The organism is Planococcus antarcticus DSM 14505, assembly GCF_001687565.2.
GTDB classification, from domain to species: Bacteria; Bacillota; Bacilli; order Bacillales_A; family Planococcaceae; genus Planococcus; species Planococcus antarcticus.
Genome location: NZ_CP016534.2, coordinates 215,370 through 233,122, shown reverse-complemented (window position 1 = coordinate 233,122; position 17,753 = coordinate 215,370). Strand labels below are relative to the sequence as shown.

The window sequence follows — 17,753 nt, the reverse complement described above, 5'->3', positions numbered from 1 at the left end:
GCTCTTATTTAAACAAAATCTTCATAATGAATCCTTTTAACCCTAATTTATAAGGCATACGAAGCTCCAGAAATTCACCGGTCATTTGACGGATAGCCACTGCTGCCTCACTCTTCGGATACGCTAGCAAGAGGGGCTTCTGCTTTTTCACAGCTTCTGGAATATGCGAATCACTTGGAATAGAACCCAGTGCACCAATCTCTTTGCCTAAAAACTGCTTTGCCGCCTGCTTGAAATTGTCAGCCGTCTGCTGGCCTTCCCTTATACTGGTGCATTGATTGACCACGAGCTTCATATGGACATTCGGGTCTTTGCCATGAACCATCTTAACGACTGAGTAAGCGTCGGTGATTGAAGTCGGTTCTGGAGTCGTCACCAAAATGACGTCATCAGCAGCTAGGATAAAACGAAGGTTCTCATAGGATAGGCCCGCTCCTGTGTCCAGGATGATATAGTCCACCTCGCCTTGTAGCGCGGCCAGCTCCCGAAAAAATTTCTGCAGTTTAAGGTCATCCATCTGAAACAGGTCATTAAAACCGTTTCCTCCTGAAATGAACAGCAAGCCATTCGGTCCTTCTTCGATGATGTCTTGAGCAGCCAGATCTTTTTCAATCATCGTCGCAATCGTTTCCCGGGGCGTTCGGCCAAGTAATACATCAATATTGGCAAAGCCGAGGTCAACATCGAAAATCAACACTTTCTTATTTTGTTCCACCAAGCTCAATCCAAAGTTCAAAGCGAAGTTGGATTTTCCTACGCCGCCTTTGCCGCTGGTAATGGCCAAGACTCTGGTTTTTTTAACAGATTTCCGGTCAGGCTTTTCGGCTTTTTTCCCTATCATCTTTTCCCTTAACTGGTTTGCCTGATCAACCATGATGTTCTTCCCCCATAATAAAGTCCGCTGCCAATTCGGGCGTAAACGCCAGGATGTCGTCCGGCACGTTTTGGCCATTGGCAATATGGCGGATCGGAATACCATAATGATAGATCAAATTGATAATCGCACCTGAAGAACTGGTTTCATCCCTTTTGGTCAAAAGCAGTTCATCCATAGAAACGGAACCAAAATTATCAATGATTTTCTTCATGTCTTCATACTTGGCCGTCAGACTTAACACCAAGTGGATTTGCACTTTGCTGCCAGCCGGCAATAAACGCCGGAGCTCCTCGATATATTGAGTCTGCTGATAATTTCGACCTGCCGTATCCATTAAAATGATGTCGCAGTGGTGGAAATCTTCAATTGCTTTCGTTAAGTCTTCTGACGACTCAACCACCTTGACCGGGATATTCAAGATGCTGCCGTAAGTCTTCAGCTGCTCAACTGCAGCTATCCGGTATGTATCTGCTGTAATCAAGCCTACTTTTTTATCTTTTGTCAGCATATAGTCAGCCGCAATCTTAGCGATGGTTGTCGTTTTCCCTACACCTGTGGGTCCGATAAAACAGATGACTTCTGGATCTTCAACAACTAGTTTAGTCATTTTTCTTTTAATGATAGCTATCAGCTCTTCACGGGCCAGCCGCTGCACAATCTCTGACGTTTGGTCATTGTTGGATTCAGCCGTTGCCATCAGCTTTCCAAGCAACTCTGCCTGGATATCCTGTGCCACTTCCTGCGCAGTCAATTGCTCTTTCACTAGTCGAAGTGCTTCTGGAAGCTGTTCTTCTTTCATCTGCTGTACCATAAACTGTTTGATGTTTTTTAATTCATTAATCAGCTCAACTGAAGAATCTTTCTGCCCATCCGGACTTACATACGGCTGAACTTGTAAGGGTTCTACCTGTTGGGATTTTGGTGTTGCAATGGGGTCAATGGCGGCTGTGACTTCCAGTTTCACTTTTTGGAAAAATCCTAAAAAGCCACCAGTTTTGATTTTTTTGGTATTTAGGATCAAGGCATCAGCCCCCAGCTCCTGCTTGATCATCGGAATCGCTTCGGTCATCGTACTCACTATATATGTTTTTAGCCTCATGAGATGTTAACCACTCCAACACTTTGAATTTCAATTTCGGGTTCTAGTTCATTGTAGGAAAGCACCGGTAGATCAGGCGCAAAACGTTCCACGAACTGTCTCATGTAAATGCGTATCGCAGGAGATGTCAGCAAGATTGGCTGTACGCCCGTTTGCTGAAGTTGCGCTGCCTGTTCCGTAATCTTCTGGAAAATCGTCTGGGAAGATTCCGGATCGATGGATAAGTAATTGCCTTGCTCCGTCCGGTGTACAGAATCCGCAAATTTCTTCTCGAGGCTTGCTCCTGCTGTGATCACTTGCAACGGCTCTTTTTGCGTTGCGTATTGCAAGGTGATTTGACGCGATAAGGACTGGCGCACGTATTCCGTCAACAAGTCTGTATCTTTCGTCTGTGAACCATAATCGGCCAGCGTTTCTAAAATGACCAGTAAATTGCGGATTGATACTTTCTCTTTCAACAGCTTCATCAGCACTTTCTGCACTTCGCCAATCGTCATCAACTGCGGCACCAATTCCTCCACCACTGCAGGTGCGGTTTCCCGCACATTTTCAATTAGCGACTTGACTTCTTGTCTGCCGATCAGTTCATGGGCATGGCGCTTGATGACTTCCGTCAGGTGAGTCGAGACGACAGACGGCGGATCGACAATCGCGTAGCCTGCCATTTCGGCTTCTTCTTTCATGTCTTCATTGACCCATAAAGCCGGCATGCCGAACGCCGGTTCAACCGTTTCAATGCCTTCTACCGCTTCGTCATCAATTCCAGGGCTCATGGCCAAGTAATGGTCAAGCATGATTTCTCCTGACGCTACCCGGTTGCCTTTAATCTTGATGACGTATTCATTCGGCAGCAGCTGGATATTGTCGCGGATCCGGATGACCGGAACCACAATGCCAAGCTCCATCGCACATTGCCGGCGAATCATGATGACGCGGTCCAAAAGGTCGCCGCCTTGATTTTTATCGGCAATCGGAATCAGTCCGTAGCCGAATTCAAACTCAATGGCATCAACATGCAGCAAGTCGATGACGCTTTCCGGGCTTTTCATTCCTTCCAGCTCTTTGTCGTCCTTGCCTATTTCAACTTCTTGCTTTTCCTCAGAATTCAAGGTTTTCTGCATCTGGAAAGCTCCGTAAGCGATGACACCGGCAATTGGAACGACCAGCATCGGACTGATTGGCGTGAACACTGCAAACATAACCAAAGTCGCTGCGACGATATATAGCATTTTCGGATAAGCGAAAAGCTGTCTTGTGATATCCGACCCCAAATTGCCGTCCGATACCGCACGCGTCACCACTATACCCATTGCAGTAGAGATCAATAGGGCTGGAATCTGGGAAACCAAACCATCTCCAATCGATAGCAAAGTGAACAGCTGAGCCGCTTCTCCGAATGGCAGCCTGTGAACCATGACGCCAATCAGCAAGCCCCCGATAATATTAATGATCGTAATGATGATACCGGCAATGGCGTCTCCTTTGACGAATTTGCTGGCACCGTCCATGGCACCGTAGAAATCAGCTTCCGAGCTGACTTTTTCACGTCGGCTCTTCGCTTCTTGATCGGAAATCATTCCAGCGCCAAGATCGGCGTCGATGCTCATCTGTTTACCAGGCATTGAATCGAGTGTAAATCGGGCAGCGACTTCTGCCACTCGTTCCGACCCTTTCGTGATGACCAAGAACTGGATGATGACCAGGATCAGGAATACTAGAATCCCGATAATGGCACTGCCTCCAACAACAAACGAACCGAATGTTTCAATGACTTGTCCACCGGTCTGGTTGGTCAGGATCGAGCGTGTTGTCGAGACGTTCAAGCCCAAACGAAATAAAGTTGTCAGTAATAATAAAGTAGGAAAAATAGAAAATTGCAGTGGTTCTTTTGTGTTCATCGCCACTAACAAGATCGTTAAGGCGAGACTGATGTTGATCATGATTAAAACATCTAACAAGAGCGGCGGAAGAGGGATGACCATCATCACAACAATCATAATGACGGCTACCATGATGGCATAATCTCTGAATTTCACGCGGTTCCCTCCTCTTTCCCGTTCATCGGATTTTTCCTTTTAGTCGGTAAATATATGCTAACACCTCTGCCACGGCTAGGAACAGATCTTCCGGTACGGTATCCCCTATTTCAACTTGAGCATATAGCGCGCGCGCAAGAGGCTTATTTTCCATCGTCACAATTCCAAGTTCTTTTGCTTTTTCTTTAATTTTCAAGGCCAAGTGATCCTTGCCCATGGCGATGATGACCGGAGCCGCCATCGTTTCGGCATCGTACTTGATGGCGATAGCGTAATGCGTCGGATTGGTGATCAGTACATCCGCGCCTGGCAAATCTTGAATCATTCGATTCATACTCATTTGTCGTTGCTTGTCTTTTATTTTTGATTTGATCAGCGGATCGCCTTCCGCTTTTTTGTATTCATCTTTGATGTCTTGTTTGGACATCCGTATGCCTTTTTCAAATTCGTATTTCTGGTAGATATAATCCAGAATGGATAAACACAGCAGAATGATGCCAGCAATCAGACCCATTTGAAAAACCAATGAGCCGATAAAAGATAAAGATTCGCTGATGCTTTTCTGGGAAAGGGAAAACAATTCTTCCTTGCCGAGCCACAAAACACCGAATGCGGCGCCTCCGATAATGGCAATCTTCAGCAGGGATTTTCCCAATTCCACTAAGGCACGCATTGAGAAGATCCGCTTCGCTCCTTTGACCGGATCCATCCGCTCTAGCTTTGCCATGATCGGATCGGTTGAAAAGATAGCGCCAACCTGGATAAAATTCCCGAGAAACCCAAAGACCACGCCGACTAGCATGATGGGCAACATCAGTAAAAATGCATTCATGGCCATTTGTTCAAACAATGTACGGATCGTCGCCGGCGTTATTTCCCAGGAAATATATTGAGTAAAGTGAATGCGGTAAATGGCTAAAATACGGTCCAGCATCCAGCCGCCAAGCGAGTTCAGCAGCATGATTCCACCGAGGATAATCATGGCCGCTGCAACTTCAGGACTTTTGGCTACCTGGCCTTTCCGCTTGGATTCCTGGCGTTTTTGCGGTGTTGCTGCTTCAGTTTTCTCACCGGCAAAAAACTGCAGGTCCAAAGGATACCTTTTCACCACTTACCTTCCTCCTAATAAACCGATTAGCTCAGCCATGCTCACCAAAATTTTCTCAAAGAGAATCTGCAGGATGAAAAAGAACACAGGCATGGTCAGAAACAGCATGATAAAGCCGACGAAAATTTTCAACGGCAATCCGACAGCAAAAATATTCAGTTGCGGCACCGTTTTTGCCAAAATGCCAAGTGCGACATCCACCAGAAACAAAGCACCGACAATCGGCAGCGCTATTTGCAGCGCGATCAAGAACATCTCTGTGAACAAACCGGTCATAAACATGGCGATGTCTTCGGCTTTTACTGACATTGCCAAGCGTTCCACTGGAAAGACGCGGAGGCTCTGCATGACGCCGTCCAGCATCAAATGATGGCCATTGGCTGTTAATAGGAACAAGAGGGCCATCATGTACTTAAAATGACCAATGATTGGCACTTGCGCTCCTGTCTGCGGATCCAGCACATTGGCCATGGAAAATCCCATCTGAAAATCGATAAATGCCCCGGCAATCTGAACTGCATATAACAGCAGCGCCGCTGTGAATCCAAGCGCTAATCCGGTGCCAAGCTCTTTAATAATCAATAGAATATAGGAAGAATCCAAGGGAATCGTGTCGCCCATCGGCAAAGTCGAAACGGCGACAAACGCCAGGAAAGCGGCGATGCCAATTTTAAATTGCGTCGGTACGCCACGCATTGAAAAAATCGGTGCGATGAGGAAAAAGCTGGTCAAGCGGATGAGCATTAACAAAAAATAAGGCAGTATGTCAAAAATTGTTTCCATTTCCGCTTACCCGATGATTCTTGGCAGCTGCTGAAACAGGTCTCTAGTGTAGTCCAACAACAATGTCAGCATCCATGGCCCAAAGACCACCAGCGAGATAAACACCGCCAGTATTTTTGGAATGAACGCCAGCGTCTGTTCCTGGATTTGGGTCATCGCCTGAAAGACGCTGACCAATAATCCAACAGCTAAAGCGATCAACAGCATCGGCGCAGATATGAGGATAACGGTAAAAATCGATTGTTCTGCTAGTTTGATTACCATATCTGGAGTCATCGTTTTCTTCCCTTCGTCAAAAGCTGACAAGCAGCGATTCGATTATTAAGTACCAGCCATCCACTAGGACGAACAGCAAAATTTTAAACGGCAATGAAATCATGACCGGGGGCAGCATCATCATCCCCATTGCCATTAGCGTACTGGCCACCACCATATCGATGATCAAAAAGGGAATAAATATGACAAACCCGATTTGGAAAGCGGTTTTCATTTCACTGATGGCAAACGCCGGAATCAGTGAAGTCAGTGGAATTTCTTCAATGCTATCTGGCTTTTCAAGTTCTGCATATTTAAAAAACAAGGCCAAATCTTTTTCCCGTGTGTTTTTTGCCATAAATTCTTTTAAAGGCACAATGGCTGTATCCAATGCTTCTTGTTGTTCCATGTCTCCGTCTAAATAGGGTTGCAAAGCTGTCTCGTTCATTTCCATCGCAATCGGTGACATGATGAAGAACGTCAGGAACAGCGCCAAGCCGACCAAAACCTGGTTCGGCGGCATGGATTGTGTGCCGAGTCCGGTTCGGACGAACGACAGCACAATGATGATGCGCGTAAAGCTAGTCATCATAATCAGGATTCCCGGGGCCAGTGACAGTACTGTCAACAGGAAGAACAGCTGCAATGTGGTTGAGACATCCTCAGGCGATTCTCCGCCAAAATCAATGCCCGGAATATTGATGGATGATAAAATTTCCGGAATCATAGCGGACGTCCTTCCTTATCAGGCTGTTCTTGCCCAAGCTCATTTCCGAGCACTTGCTGCTTGGCTTTTTGCTTGTTCAGACTTTGCTTGAAAAGCTGATCAAAGCCTTTTTTCTCCGGGTTTTTCGAAAAATTACCGATTTTCTTTTTCGTAAAGTCGAGCAGATTTTTTGAAAGAATTGGCTGCTGTTGCTCAAAGTCTTTTTCGATGCTGTTTATTTCTGCTGCATCCGAGAACTCCTTGATCAGCGTTATTTCATCACCGACACCGATCAAGTACATCTGGCCGCCAATCTTCACTACTTGTAGCGACTTATTGTTGCCGAGCTGCGTACCGCCCATCAGTTTGACCGCCTGATTGGGCTGGAGGTTTTTCTGGCGCGCCGCCAAGAACTTGATCAGGCCGTAAATCATCGCCACAATTAATAGCGTATAAAGTACCAATTGAACGATGATGCCGGCCAGGCTTTTTTCTTCCACCGGTGCCGCTTCTACAGGATTTGCCGGCGTTTCTTCTGCAGGTTCTTCATTGTTGAGCCACTCCACGACATTCGGGCTTGCCTGAACAGTCAAGGGAACCGACAGTGCACCGAAAAACAAGACTGCCATAAGCAGTGCGATGTATACATTCTTTGATTTGTTCAATCTCGGCAAACTCCTTCTGTCAGGCATTAACGCAGTTTCGAGATACGCTCTGCTGTACTTAGTACGTCTGTTACGCGAACACCAAAATTTTCGTCAATGACCACGACTTCGCCAACTGCGATCAGCTTATTGTTGATCAGAATATCGACTGGTTCGCCAGCTAATTTATCGAGCTCGATGATGGACCCCTGAGAAATTTCCAGTATTTCTTTGACCACACGTTTTGTACGACCTAGCTCCACGGTTACTTGAAGTGGGATATCCAACAGCATATTCAGGTTATTCGGTTCCGACGGTGCTGTTTCCGTATTGTCGAAGCTTGAAAATTGGACATTTTGTACCGTTGGTGTTTCCTGAGTCTGTTCATTTAGCTGGTTGTCTAAATGGCTTTCTGATTGCTTTGGCATTTCACCTATCTCCTTTGTTTCTTCTTCTTCAAACGGTTCAGTTAATATAGTCACCAAGAGCTTCGTGAGTGGCACAGGAAGGCACAGATGAAAACGGATATTTTGCTTGCCGCTAATATTCAGCTGAAATTGGGATTCCGTAAACCACTGCTCTTTCGTGAAGTTGGCCAATGGAAAATCCCCAGCCTGGTCGACGACGTCTATGCCCGATAAGGAATGGGCAATATCCGTTTCCAATAGCGCTGACATCGATTGTGCTACGGCGTCGAACATCTTCCCGATCATCTCTTGAACAGCTTGGAATTCCGTTTCGTCCTCAGCATCATCCAGTCCAGCCCCCAATGCAGCATCTACATCTTTTTTGGAAACAGCAAGAACTTGCATTCCGTTGGCTGCGCCCGTATATTCGCCCAGTGCAACATAAAACGGTGCAACTACCGAAGCGAAGACATCCTCTCTATTGGTGATGGTCAAAGTTGGCGAAGTCACGAAAACCTGTTCAGAAAGCAGTGCAGTCAACTCAGCGGCTGAACCGCCGAGTGATGCGTTCAGCAATTCGATGACCGCTTCTGTTTCCGTTTTCGATAATGAACTTTCAGACATCATCTTTCCTCCCACCTTCTTGTAATTCAGTAAACCTGCGATTTCTTCCGAAGAATGTTGATCAATCGTCATCGAATAGAACTCCTTGAGTTGACACTTCCGTTACCTGTACAGCCATTCGACCTTTTGAAACGCCAGGCTGTGCATAAAATTTCAATTTATTGTCTACTTGAAGCGTGACGGGTGCATCGTACGACTCGTTCAAGCGAATCACATCTCCATTTTTCAGGTTGAGAAAATCCCCAAGTTCAATCGTCGATTTTCCCAGCACTGCTTTAATTTCCATTTTGGTGCCTTGGAGCTTTTCCTCTAAAGCTTCCATTTCGTGTGTTTCAATCGCTTTTTTTTGATTTGCCAGCCAGTGTTTTGCTGACAGCTTCGGCAAAATTTTCTCCAGCACAGCATGGGGCAAACAGATATTGATGATGCCTTCCACATTGCCAATTTTCGTTTGCAGCTGGACCAAAATGACTGTTTCGTTTGGTGGAGATGTGGTCAGGAATTGTGGGTTCACTTCAATCTCTTTGAGTTCTGGAGATAGCTTCACTACAGATGACCAAGCTTCCTCAAAACATTCCAATGACTTCGAAAACACACGTTGAATGACGCTGATTTCAATTTCAGTCAATTCACTGTCCTTCTGCAAAAGATTGCCTTGTCCCCCAAGAAGCCGGTCGAACATGACATATACGACATCCGGGGAAAAATCCATAACCATACTGCCCTGCAGCGGTGCCGCTTCGAAAACGCCTAACATCGATTTTTTCTGGACATTGCGGACAAAATCTTGATAAGAAACTTCTTCTACCGCCTCGACGTTAATTTGAACAAAAGTCCGAAGCTGCGCTGAGAAATAAGAAGTCAATAAGCGGGAAAAGTTCTCATGGATACGGGACAAGGTACGAATCTGATCTTGTGAGAAACGCAAAGCTTTCTTGAAATCGTATGTTTGAACATTCCTTTTTTTATCGATAGCTTTCGGTTCTTGTTTCCCCATTGCCGAAAGAATGGTTTCGATATTTTCATCTGATAAAACATCTGTCAACTTGGTTGCCTCCTCATTCGTCCAGGTTCGGCTCATGCAAACGAGGTAAAATGTTCAGTTTCTGGTAATAACCAGTCACTTTGTCCATAACTTCCTCTACGCTTTCTAGTACATGGACTTTCTTGCCCGTTGTTAACGTCACTACGGTATCCGGTGTAGATTCCAGCCGTTCGATATAAATGGCATTTAATACAAAAGAAGAGCGATTTAACCTGGTTAATTGAATCATGTCGATTGCTGTTCAAAGCATTACTTTGCTCAGCCTGAGCCTCCTCTATTAGCGCTTCAAGTTGACTACTTCCTGCAGAAGTTCATCCGAAGTCGTGATTGTTCGTGAATTCGCCTGGAATCCGCGCTGTGCAATGATCATTTCAGTAAACTCTTCCGTTAAGTCAACGTTGGACATTTCGAGCATTCCGGAACCAATTTCCGTATTCTTTTCTGTAGCTGTTTGAATATTCAACCCGTTCGCACTCGCTACTCCCGTCATCTCGTATAATGAACCGCCAAATTTACGAAGACCTGATGGATTTTCAGGTGTTGAGACCCCAATCTCGGCAATTGTCGTTTCTGTTCCATCGGCTTGTTTTCCGATTACTTCTCCTAAGCGATTGATGCTGAACGAATCGTAACCTGAGACATTGATTGCCTGCTCGTTACTGCCTAAAACATTGTAACCCTGTGCTGTCACTAAATTGCCTTCAGCTGTTACCGTGAAATTTCCCGCACGCGTTAAATATTGTCCTTCTCCAGCAGCAGCTTCTGGATCTTGAACAACGAAAAATCCATCTCCCATAATTGAAAGGTCTGTTCCAACGCCTGTAGACATTGAAGATCCAGCATTGTGATTGACGTTTATCGAAGCCATTGATGAACCCAAACCGATTTGCATTGGGTTAGCGCCACCGCTCGACAAATTCTGGCTCAAAAGATCTTGAAAGTTGATCGTGCTTTTTTTGTAGCCTATTGTATTGACGTTGGAAATATTATTCCCGATTACATCTAGCTTTGTTTGAAACCCTTTCATTCCTGAAATTCCTGAGTACATTGAACGTAACATTTAATTTTCCCCTTTCAAGAATCGTCTTTTGACCACGCTGGGTCAGACAATTTCTTGGTCAATTATAGCTGCTGTTTGTTTTTCGATCCGTTGAATCGATTCGATTGGCACTTTTACATCCGATCCTTCAAGTTCAGCGAGCAATTCGCCGTTCTTGCTGGACAACGCTTTGACGATTCCTTCGCCCGATTCCGTTTCTGACTCCCATTTAACTGAAGTGCCGATCAGGTGTGCATAGTCCGCCAACGAAGAAGTCCCTTGATTGCTGACGAATTGGGTCATGGTCTTGTTTAAGTTAGTCAATTGCTCCAGGCTCGTAAATTGAGCCATCTGGCCAATAAACTCAGTGTCTTTCAGCGGCTCCATTGGATCTTGGTGTTTCATTTGAGTTACCAGGATTTTCAAGAAAGCATCTTGTCCAAGTGCATTTGTTGCTTCCGTCTTAGCAGCTGGCGCTGGTGCAGCAGCTGTACCGGTCGTTACTGTTGAGATGTTCATCAAAACACCCTTTCTTCTACACTGTGTAATCCACTTTCATCAACTGACCAACGGAAGGCTGCCGTTCAACGGCCTTCTCTTCTTCAGGCTGAAAATAGCCGTTTTTATCTTGTCTTGTTGTTCCGTTTCTTTGTTGTTGTTGGGAAAACCGTTGTTCTGTATGGGAATGTTGCTGGCTGAAAGGCTGCTGTGAACTTTGCTGCAGCACTTCGATTTTTTCGACTGCTACACCTTGCTGTACTAACGAAGCCCTCAGCTGATTTAACTGAAGTTCAAGCGCCTCTTTTGCCATCGGGGTACTCGCCATAATTTGAGCGGCCAGTTTTCCATTCGTTGACGTCAGCAAAATTTCCAAGTGTCCCAGATGCTCCGGGAAAATATTGACGCGCATCTTCATGCCTTCTGTGGTCTCTGCCAAGCGCATCGAACTTTTTAACATTCCACTCAAGTCCTCAAGCAGATTGGATAGTCGGACAAATGGTGCAGCTGGTGGATTGGCTTCTGTTCGTACCTGGTTGCCAGCAGCCTTTACAGCTTCAGCCGCCACGGTAGCAGTTGGCTGAACAGCCGGCTCTAGAGCTACTTTACTTTCAACCAGCACTTTAGGAGACTGAAGTTCTTCTGCGGCTTGGAGCTTTCCGGCTGGTTGGAGTTCAACCACTTCGACTTGCTGTGGAATTCCCTGTATTTCAACAGGGGCTCTTGGAAGTTCCTTCACCGGTTTCAGCGTCTCATTCAAAAACCTTAGAGCCTCTTTGGCAGGATTAAGTCCTTGAACCGGTAGCAAATTCACCAACTCTTGCCCGATAGATTTTCCTTGTTGAGAGGCTGAAGTTGTTTGCGGCTGCTTTTCGAGAATGCCGATCAGTTTATCCAGCTGCTCAGAAATTTGCGTTAAGCTGGCAAGGTTTATATTGCTGTTTTTTTCTTCTGTCCCTTTAAACACAAGGGGATCTATAAATTTCGCAGTAAATTCGCTGGAGAGAACCTGCAGCTTTTGCTGAATTTTCTCCAGCAAGCCAATCAATTTATCGGCAGCATTTGCTGCACCTCCAGCCATTTGACCAGGTGCTGTAAAGTAGAGCTGTGTATTTCCGGCTAGAAGCTCCTGCAATTGAAGGATAGCGTATTGAATATCCGGCTGTTCAACCATCTCCTCCTCAACCGGTAGTTCCTGCAATAATGTCAATAAGGATTCCAGGCTTTTCAGTAATTCTTCTGCTGGTGCCTGTTCTTCGCTTGGAAGTTCCGCTTCTGTACCTAAAGAATTCAGCAAAGAGGCAAACAAGGCTTGATCTTGAACCGGTACAGCAGCTTTTTTTGATGCTGGGCTGATGGTTTGTGGAAACGATAGTTTCAATGCCTCCATCTGCTTAAATCCCTTCCACTAAGCTATTGGCTTTAGCTAAGCGATGAAACCGGATACTGGCCATTTCGTCAAAAAAGCTTTGTTCAGCCGCTTTGCTTTCTTCCTGGAAATGATTCAACTTTTGCTGCTTTAAATTTTCCCAAGTCTTTTCTTCCTGTGCTTTTTTTTGCAGTAGGCCTTGAGAAGTCGAAACATTTTTCTGCAAATACTCCAGTTCTCTTTTAGAGGACAGCGATTGATCTTGAAGCTGGTGAATATAGCCTTCTAGCATTCTCAATTCTGAAATATTGACGCCGCTTTGCTGTTTGGCGTTTTTCAGTTGCTCTATATCGCTGATTTGGCTTTGGATGGCTTTGTTTCGCTGATGCCCCACTTCATGCTGCTTAATGGCTTCAGCCATTTGGATCTGCGCAAAGCCCTTTTCATTTTCCTTTAGGTCCAATATTTTTTGAAATCGAAAGTTGAATTGTGTCAGTTTAAACGCCCCCAAATTGTGCTGATAGCCGCTCTATACTTTCTTCCAGTTTGGCTTTTTCATATATATCTTGCTGCAAGTATTCCTTGATCAATGGATGCGAACGAATCGCATCGTCAATCTCTTTATTGGCGCCACTCTTATAGGCACCGATATTGATCAGATCTTCTGAAGTTTCGTAGGCCGCAAGCAAACGTTTAAATTCCCGAGCTGCCAGCTGGTGTTCTTCCGAGACGACTTCGTGCATGACCCGGCTGACGCTGGCCATGACGTTGATCGCCGGGAACTGGCCTTTTTGGGCAATTTTGCGGTCCAAAACAATATGCCCGTCCAAAATTCCGCGCACCGCATCGGCAATTGGTTCGTTCATATCGTCGCCGTCCACTAAAACGGTGTAAAAAGCAGTAATGGAACCTTTGCTTGAAGTACCGGATCGCTCTAGCAGTTTGGGCAGCAGCGCAAAAACACTCGGCGTGTAGCCTTTACTGGTCGGTGGCTCACCCACTGCTAGACCGACTTCCCGCTGCGCCATGGCAAAACGGGTAACCGAATCCATCATGAGCATAACGTTTTTTCCTTGGTCCCGGAAATATTCGGCAATCGCTGTTGCGGTAAGTGCAGCTTTAATGCGTTGCATCGGCGTCTGGTCTGAAGTCGCCGCAACAACTACCGATTTTTTCAATCCTTCTGGACCGAGATCGCGTTCAATAAAGTCACGCACTTCACGTCCTCGTTCTCCGACTAAGGCGATGACATTGATATCAGCTTCCGTATTGCGGGCAATCATGCCCATCAAGGTACTTTTTCCAACGCCACTTCCAGCGAATACGCCAACACGCTGCCCCTGTCCGACAGTTAGCAACCCGTCAATCGCACGAACGCCGACTTCCAAAGGTTTATCGATTCTTGGCCGTTTCAGCGGATTGGGTGGCGCATTATTGGTTGAATATTTTTTCAAGCCACGGGGCAGCAAACTTTCATCAAGCGGCATCCCGGTTCCGTCAAGAACTTTTCCTAAAATAGAAGGACCGACTTTTATTTGAAGCGGTCCACCTGTTGCGACCACCAAACAACCCGGACCGACTTGAGAAAGATCCTGCAACGGCATGAGCATGATTCTATTTTCCTTGAAACCGACAACTTCCGCTTCAATCGGCGGTTCGTTGCGGTTTGGATACAGTAGGCAAAGCTCTCCGATTTTCGCATTCGGCCCTCTCGATTCAATTGTCAACCCGATGACTTGGATCACTTTTCCATGCTTTTGGATGGGCTCAATGTCATTCAGCAATTCCAAATACTCATCTTCCCACAGGTTCATCGTTGGTTTTCTCCTCACAATAAGCGAGCAATTGATTTTTGATTTCATCCAGTTGATTGTCGACCATGGCATCGTAGGATCCGCTCGCCGTATGAATCCGGCAGCCACCTGGCGTCAGATTAGCCACTGGAATCAGTTTCAATTCCGAATCCGCTTTAACGTAGGTCTTCAATTCTTCCAAAAACGGAATAATCATTGGATAATCTTCAGGAGACACCTGCATCGTGACATCTTCTGATTCCTCTACCTGCTTTAATGCATGTTGGATGATGTGTAACAATTGCTGCGTGTCCTGGCCCAATTCGTTATGAATCACTTTTTCTGCGATTGTGACACTTAATGACAACAGGAAAGGTTCAGCTTGCTGTATGATATTGGCTTTTTCTTCATAGGCCATTTCCAGCAATCGAGTCATTTCCAACCGTTTTTCAACACTGTCTTGTTCTGCCAGTTGCAGCCCTTGTTCAAATCCAGTCTGAAACCCCTGCTGTTCCGCTTGCTGTTCCATTTTTTTAGCGTATTGCTGAGCTTCCTGCTGTTTTTCATGCCACCATTCATCGATTTCCTGCTGTGAATTTTGTTGATCGCTCAGAATTTGAGTCTGCAATTGCTCGCGGCGAGATTCCAGTTCGTTGATTTCCTGAAACAACTGTTGTCGCTGCTGTCTCGGATCGTGTTCCTGATTACTGAAAACAGTTTTTTTAGTCTCGATTTTTCGGGTCTGGATAATTTTCTTTTCTTTCGAAAAAGACTGTGGAAGACGAATGATATTAGACAATTATTTCCTCTCCCCCTCCACGCGACACATCAATTTCTCCTTTTTCTTCCATGCTTCGAATCAAGCCAACGATATTCGTTTGCGCATTTTCCACATCTTTCAGTTTCACTGGCCCCATAACTTCAATTTCTTCGAGGATAGCTTCCGCTCTCCGCGTTGACATATTGCGGTAAATACTGTCTTTGACTTCTTCACTCGCTACTTTCAGCGCAAATGTCAGATCAGCATCGCTCACTTCACGGACAATTCGCTGAACGGAACGAGTTTCAAGCTTGACAATATCTTCGAAAACAAACATACGTTTTTTGATTTCCGTAACCAGTTCTGGATTGTCTTTTTCAAGTTCAGTTAAAATGGATTTTTCCGTACCGCGGTCAACATTGCTCAATACACGAACAATCGCTTCTACGCCACCGGTAGCTGTATAGTCCTGTGTTCCTGTAGCAGTCAACTTCCGCTCTAAAATTTGTTCTACTTGATGAATGACATCTGGAGAAGTACTTTCCATTAAAGCAATCCGCCTTGCAACTTCTGCTTGTTTGTCACTCGGTAATTCAGACAAAATCTTCGACGATTGCTTGGCATCCAAATAAGACAGCACTAATGCTATAGTTTGCGCTTGCTCATGTTGAAGAATGTTCAAAATTTGACTCGGGTCGGCTTTTCGCGCAAAACTAAAAGGTTTTACTTGAAGCCGGTTCGATAAACGGCTAATGGTGTCCATCGCCTTATCTTTCCCAAGTGCCTGCTCCAGGATATTCCGGGCATAAACCAAACCACCCTCATTCATATAATCCTGTGCCAGAATCATTTCATAGAATTCATTGATGACTCTTTCCGTTTGGCTGTTCCTCAACTGTCGGACATTGGAAATCTCCATCGTTAGTTGATCGATTTCCGGCTCTGTCAGTTGCTTAAATATCTCAATCGAAACATCGGGCCCTAAACCAACCAATAAGATGGCCACTTTTTGAATCCCTGTCAACTCATGCATTCCTCTAACCATTAGACACTCTCCTAGTCATCTGCCATCCATGACCGCAACAATTTAGTAAAGTCTTCAGGTCGTCCTTTGGCAAGCTTTTCGATCGTTTTTCGCTTCGGATTTGATCTGGCACTAAACTCAGACAAATCAATTTCTTCATCTTCAAGATTTACTTGGTTTGACTTGGCCAATGCCTGTTCAAATCCTTCAAACTCGTATTCTTCCTCGAACACTTCTTCTTTTTTCTTTTTGCGAAGCAATAGCAAAGCAATGATGATAATCAACACCAATACGACTGCTGCACAAATTACAATAAGAAGATTGTTCGGTATACCTGCCAGGAATGTTTCTTCCGGCTCTTCGTCTTCAATTACCGGACGCCCCTGGAATTCAGTAGCAAAAACAGAAATCCGGTCTTCCAGTTCCGCTTCTGTTGCAGGAAATTCATTCATACTTAATGAGGTACTGACAGCATTTTTCAGTAAATTACTGATATCCGTGACGTTTTCCTGTGTTAAGCTCGCCGGATTTTCAGGAACTGGCGGTTCCACACCCACATTGATTGTAATATCATCAATGACGTATGGACTCATTTCAATTTGCCGATTGATCCGATTGACTTCACTATTGATCCGTTCTTCAGTCCGTTCAGATTCGCTGTTGCCAGCACCGTCTAGACCTGGATAATTGGCGACTTCTGTTTCGCCGGTTCCCGCTGCGTCTTCAATGACCGTACCTTCGCTCGAATAGGTTTCAATAATGCGTTCTACACTAATATCCAAGCCTTCATTATTTTCAACATCTACGGGTTCAACCAATTGCTCTTCCCGCTTTTCTTTTGTGAAATCGATGTTCGTCATAACAGAAACGACTACCTTATCCTGCCCCAGCAGCAAGCCGAGCATTTGCTGCAACTCGCGCTGGATATCCTGTTCGATGCCTTTTTGGATTTCGCGATGCTGCTGGTAAACCGACAGATTGGTATCTGCTTGGCTGGCGTCCTGCACTTCAAACACTTGGCCGTTCTGATCCATGATAACAATCTGCTCAGCCGGTAAACTTGGAACCGATTTGCTGATTAAGTGATGCAAACCGTTAATCTGTTTCTGATCCAATTGCAACGTCGAATCGCCTTTGATAACGATGGAAGCCGTAGAGGTCTGTTCTTCATCAGTAATCCAAACATTTTCCTTCGGCAGCGTAATCATGACATTCGCTTCCGTCACTCCATCAATTTGTTCAATTAAATACGCCAGCTCATTTTGCATAGCGTCTCGTTCAACCACATCAAAATGACGATCAGTCATTCCGAGCCCCATGTTTTCGCTGAATATGCCGTAGTTCACATTGCCGTTTTTCGGAATGCCTTCCGCAGCCAGGCTGACTTTTAAATTGGCCAAATGCTCTTCAGGTACACTGATTGTTTTGCCATCGGCCGATACTTCCACTGGAATTGCCTGCTCTTCAATGGCGGTCTTAATCTCACCCGCCTCAGCTGCTGTCAAATTAGAATACAGCACCGAAAAATCAGAGCGATTGCTGAGAAAAACAAAAACAATCAAGATAATTAAGGTGAGTAAAAAGGAGCCAAGAACGGACCATTTCGTTACAGGAGAAAAACTGGTCCACGATTCACTCATCTTCGTTTTATATGCCGAAAACTTCTCTTTCATTTAGTCATCATCC

Annotated in this window: 19 protein-coding genes; all 19 read right to left on the bottom strand. The window is 45.3% G+C overall.

Features of this window, described 5'->3' with window-relative positions; translation table 11 throughout:
* Nucleotides 1-4 precede the first annotated feature (4 nt).
* From BBH88_RS01255 to fliF, 19 genes are read right to left on the bottom strand one after another with little or no spacing between them, the layout of a single operon-like run.
* Nucleotides 5-874, bottom strand: coding sequence for a MinD/ParA family protein (locus tag BBH88_RS01255; protein ID WP_006828098.1), 870 nt, complete (start codon nt 872-874; stop codon nt 5-7).
* Nucleotides 867-1,976, bottom strand: a complete 1,110-nt coding sequence (gene flhF, locus BBH88_RS01250) for a flagellar biosynthesis GTPase FlhF (protein WP_065536275.1) — start codon at nt 1,974-1,976, stop codon at nt 867-869. Before flhF ends, BBH88_RS01255 begins: the two co-directional genes overlap by 8 nt.
* Nucleotides 1,973-4,012, bottom strand: a complete 2,040-nt coding sequence (flhA, locus tag BBH88_RS01245; protein WP_065536276.1) for a flagellar biosynthesis protein FlhA — start codon at nt 4,010-4,012, stop codon at nt 1,973-1,975. Before flhA ends, flhF begins: the two co-directional genes overlap by 4 nt.
* A 22-nt stretch (nt 4,013-4,034) precedes the next feature.
* Nucleotides 4,035-5,123: a flagellar biosynthesis protein FlhB gene (gene flhB / locus BBH88_RS01240; protein ID WP_065536277.1), complete on the bottom strand. Its 1,089-nt coding sequence runs from the start codon at nt 5,121-5,123 to the stop codon at nt 4,035-4,037.
* Nucleotides 5,124-5,903, bottom strand: coding sequence for a flagellar biosynthetic protein FliR (fliR, locus tag BBH88_RS01235; protein ID WP_006828094.1), 780 nt, complete (start codon nt 5,901-5,903; stop codon nt 5,124-5,126).
* A gap of 6 nt (nt 5,904-5,909) precedes the next feature.
* Entirely contained in the window at nt 5,910-6,179 is a 270-nt protein-coding gene (fliQ, locus tag BBH88_RS01230) for a flagellar biosynthesis protein FliQ (protein WP_006828093.1), read from the bottom strand.
* A 16-nt stretch (nt 6,180-6,195) separates the two neighbouring features.
* A complete protein-coding gene (fliP, locus tag BBH88_RS01225; RefSeq protein WP_006828092.1) occupies nt 6,196-6,885 on the bottom strand; it encodes a flagellar type III secretion system pore protein FliP in 690 nt (229 codons plus the stop codon).
* Nucleotides 6,882-7,529, bottom strand: a complete 648-nt coding sequence (locus BBH88_RS01220) for a flagellar biosynthetic protein FliO (protein ID WP_006828091.1) — start codon at nt 7,527-7,529, stop codon at nt 6,882-6,884. Before BBH88_RS01220 ends, fliP begins: the two co-directional genes overlap by 4 nt.
* A 26-nt stretch (nt 7,530-7,555) precedes the next feature.
* A complete protein-coding gene (gene fliY, locus BBH88_RS01215) occupies nt 7,556-8,611 on the bottom strand; it encodes a flagellar motor switch phosphatase FliY (RefSeq protein ID WP_006828090.1) in 1,056 nt (351 codons plus the stop codon).
* On the bottom strand, nt 8,601-9,584 hold the full coding sequence (fliM, locus tag BBH88_RS01210; protein WP_065536278.1) for a flagellar motor switch protein FliM: 984 nt from the start codon (nt 9,582-9,584) through the stop codon (nt 8,601-8,603). The genes fliY and fliM overlap by 11 nt, the downstream gene beginning before the upstream one ends.
* 13 nt (nt 9,585-9,597) lie before the next feature.
* Entirely contained in the window at nt 9,598-9,813 is a 216-nt protein-coding gene (locus BBH88_RS01205) for a flagellar FlbD family protein (RefSeq protein ID WP_006828088.1), read from the bottom strand.
* Between the two features lie 48 nt (nt 9,814-9,861).
* The gene (locus tag BBH88_RS01200; RefSeq protein ID WP_065536279.1) at nt 9,862-10,644 is read right to left on the bottom strand and encodes a flagellar hook-basal body complex protein; all 783 of its coding nucleotides are present in this window, start codon (nt 10,642-10,644) and stop codon (nt 9,862-9,864) included.
* A 42-nt stretch (nt 10,645-10,686) separates the two neighbouring features.
* Complete coding sequence (gene flgD, locus BBH88_RS01195; RefSeq protein WP_065536280.1) at nt 10,687-11,142, bottom strand: flagellar hook assembly protein FlgD; 456 nt, start codon at nt 11,140-11,142, stop codon at nt 10,687-10,689.
* Nucleotides 11,143-11,158: 16 nt separating this feature from the next.
* Entirely contained in the window at nt 11,159-12,511 is a 1,353-nt protein-coding gene (locus BBH88_RS01190) for a flagellar hook-length control protein FliK (RefSeq protein WP_065536281.1), read from the bottom strand.
* A gap of 4 nt (nt 12,512-12,515) precedes the next feature.
* Nucleotides 12,516-13,001 (bottom strand): flagellar export protein FliJ, encoded by a 486-nt coding sequence (gene fliJ, locus BBH88_RS01185; RefSeq protein WP_006828084.1) that lies wholly within the window; start codon nt 12,999-13,001, stop codon nt 12,516-12,518.
* On the bottom strand, nt 12,988-14,304 hold the full coding sequence (fliI, locus tag BBH88_RS01180) for a flagellar protein export ATPase FliI (RefSeq protein WP_065536282.1): 1,317 nt from the start codon (nt 14,302-14,304) through the stop codon (nt 12,988-12,990). Before fliI ends, fliJ begins: the two co-directional genes overlap by 14 nt.
* On the bottom strand, nt 14,285-15,082 hold the full coding sequence (locus BBH88_RS01175; RefSeq protein WP_065536283.1) for a FliH/SctL family protein: 798 nt from the start codon (nt 15,080-15,082) through the stop codon (nt 14,285-14,287). Before BBH88_RS01175 ends, fliI begins: the two co-directional genes overlap by 20 nt.
* Nucleotides 15,075-16,088 carry a flagellar motor switch protein FliG gene (fliG, locus tag BBH88_RS01170; protein ID WP_006828081.1) on the bottom strand — a complete coding sequence of 338 codons (1,014 nt, stop codon included), beginning with the start codon at nt 16,086-16,088 and terminating at the stop codon, nt 15,075-15,077. The genes BBH88_RS01175 and fliG overlap by 8 nt, the downstream gene beginning before the upstream one ends.
* 11 nt (nt 16,089-16,099) lie before the next feature.
* The gene (gene fliF / locus BBH88_RS01165; protein ID WP_065536284.1) at nt 16,100-17,740 is read right to left on the bottom strand and encodes a flagellar basal-body MS-ring/collar protein FliF; all 1,641 of its coding nucleotides are present in this window, start codon (nt 17,738-17,740) and stop codon (nt 16,100-16,102) included.
* Nucleotides 17,741-17,753: the final 13 nt, after the last annotated feature.